Below are 2,187 nucleotides of genomic sequence, written 5' to 3'. Positions count from 1 at the left end.
TTCTTGAACTCGTCGAACTCCGAGCCGTCGACGATCCGGGCGATGATGTCGCGCACGTCGAACGGCTTGCGGCTCTCCGCCGGCACGATGCCGTAGAGCTGCTCGGCCGGATACAGCGGCTCGCGCGGGGTGCGCATGTTCAGCGGCGGCCGCTGCGGCGGCTTCAAGGTGCTGACGATCTTGCGCGCGATGCCGATCGCATGGGCGTCGTTCTGCGCGTAGTGATCGGTGACGCCGGATTGCCGCGAATGCACGTCGGCGCCGCCGAGCTCTTCGGCCGAAACGACCTCGCCGGTCGCGGCCTTCACCAGCGGCGGGCCGCCGAGGAAGATGGTGCCTTGATTACGGACGATGATGCTCTCGTCCGACATCGCCGGCACATAGGCGCCGCCCGCGGTGCACGAACCCATCACCACCGCGATCTGCGGAATGCCCGCCGCCGACATATTGGCCTGGTTGAAGAAGATCCGGCCGAAGTGCCGCTCGTCGGGAAACACCTCGTCCTGCTGCGGCAGGAAGGCACCGCCGGAATCCACCATGTAGATGCACGGCAGATTGTTCTGCCGCGCAATGTCCTGCGCGCGCAGATGCTTCTTCACCGTCATCGGATAATAGGTGCCGCCCTTCACCGTCGCATCGTTGGCAACGATCATGCATTCGCGGCCCATCACGCGGCCGATGCCGGTGACGATCGAGGCCGAATGCACGTCACCACCGTACAGGCCGTTGGCGGCGAGCGGCGACAGCTCAAGAAACGCGGTGCCGGGATCGAGCAGCAGGTCGACGCGCTCGCGCGGCAGCAGCTTGCCGCGCGCGGTATGTTTGGCACGGGCCGCCTCGCCGCCGCCGGCAGCGACCGCCGCCAGCTTGTCGTTCAATTCGGCGACCAGTGTCCGCATCGCATCGGCATTGCGCGCGAAATCGGCCGAACCGGGATCGATCTTGGAGTGCAGCGACATGGCGTTTCCGGCAGGTTCTGACTCGCTTCGGGACCGAAGCGTTGAAGACATCGTGTCATCGCCAGGCCGCCAGGCGCAACCCTAACCTGACCCGGCGCAGCGCAGGACGCGCATAGCCGTTCGGCGCAGCCTCAGGCTTGCGCCGAGCGGTAGTCGAGGCAGCCGCGGCTCCTCACGGAGCCACGGCGAATGCCGGATCAGTGGGTCCAGGGCTCGGGACGGCGGAAGGCAAAATTGTCGGCGTAGGCCGCGCGTCGGCGCGCCGGCTCCTTCGGCTCAATCACCTGATACGGGATGCCTTCCCGCTCGCAATAGGCCACCGCCTCGTCGCGGGTGTGGAAGCGCAGGCTCACCTGCTGCTGCATGTCGGACGAAGAGGTCCAGCCCATCAGCGGCTCGATCATGCGCGGCTTCTCGGGCTCGTAATCGAGCTGCCATTCCCGGGTCTTGGCGGTCCCGGATTGCATCGCGTTCTTGGCGGGCTTGTAGATCCGTGCGGTCATGGAAGGGTCGAGCCTGTCGGGGTGCGGCGCTGCGCCGGTTTGGTGGAAGCGGCGATCTTGGTGTATTGTTCCGCCGCGTAACGGATCGGGTCGGGATCACGTAAAGTTTTGAGGTTGGTCCCGGCCACTTGTGATTCCGTCGCCTGCGGTTTCGTTTCCTGATTTCCTATATTCCGTCCCCGGCACCCTGACAATCGTGGGGCCCGGCGGGCGACCTTCGCAACAACACGGACGATCGGCTCCATGGAAATTCAGGCCATTCTGCCCAGCAAAGGGCGCGATCTGCGGCTCGACCTGTTCCGCGGCGTCGCCAACTGGGCGATCTACCTGGATCACATCCCGAACAACGTGGTGAACTGGATCACAACCCGGAACTGGGGATTCAGCGACGCCGCCGATCTGTTCGTCTTCATCTCCGGCTACACTGCCTCGTTCGTGTACGCCAAGATGATGCTGGAGCGCGGCTTCATCGTCGGCGGCACCCGGCTGACCAAGCGGGTGTGGCAGCTCTACGTCGCGCACATCGTGCTGTTCGTGATCTACATCGTGGCGATCGGCTACGTCGCGCAGCGCTTTTCCGATCCCGAGATCATCAACGAGTTCAACGTCGCCGGGCTCGTCGCCAATCCGATCGAGACGCTGCGACAAGGCCTGCTGCTGAAATTCAAGCCGGTCAATCTCGACGTGCTGCCGCTGTACATCGTGCTGATGGGGCTGTTCCCGCC

Annotated in this window: 4 protein-coding genes; 1 reads left to right on the top strand and 3 read right to left on the bottom strand. The window is 64.7% G+C overall.

What is annotated here, in order from left to right:
* From DYI24_RS25390 to DYI24_RS28585, 3 genes are all read right to left on the bottom strand, one after another.
* A partial coding sequence (locus DYI24_RS25390; RefSeq protein WP_283810902.1) for a carboxyl transferase domain-containing protein occupies positions 1-959 on the bottom strand: 959 nt, incomplete at its 3' end.
* Positions 960-1,156: 197 nt separating this feature from the next.
* Positions 1,157-1,462, bottom strand: coding sequence for an ETC complex I subunit (locus DYI24_RS25385; protein WP_107344521.1), 306 nt, complete (start codon positions 1,460-1,462; stop codon positions 1,157-1,159).
* Positions 1,459-1,590 (bottom strand): hypothetical protein, encoded by a 132-nt coding sequence (locus tag DYI24_RS28585; protein WP_283810901.1) that lies wholly within the window; start codon positions 1,588-1,590, stop codon positions 1,459-1,461. Before DYI24_RS28585 ends, DYI24_RS25385 begins: the two co-directional genes overlap by 4 nt.
* Positions 1,591-1,705: 115 nt before the next feature.
* On the opposite strand from DYI24_RS28585, the gene opgC reads away from it, so the two are divergent.
* A partial coding sequence (gene opgC / locus DYI24_RS25380; RefSeq protein WP_164574279.1) for an OpgC domain-containing protein occupies positions 1,706-2,187 on the top strand: 482 nt, incomplete at its 3' end.

Source organism: Rhodopseudomonas sp. BR0C11 (genome assembly GCF_010820945.1).
GTDB classification, from domain to species: Bacteria; Pseudomonadota; Alphaproteobacteria; order Rhizobiales; family Xanthobacteraceae; genus Rhodopseudomonas; species Rhodopseudomonas palustris_H.
Note: the sequence above shows the minus strand (reverse complement) of the source record. Positions and strands in the feature narration are given on the sequence as shown.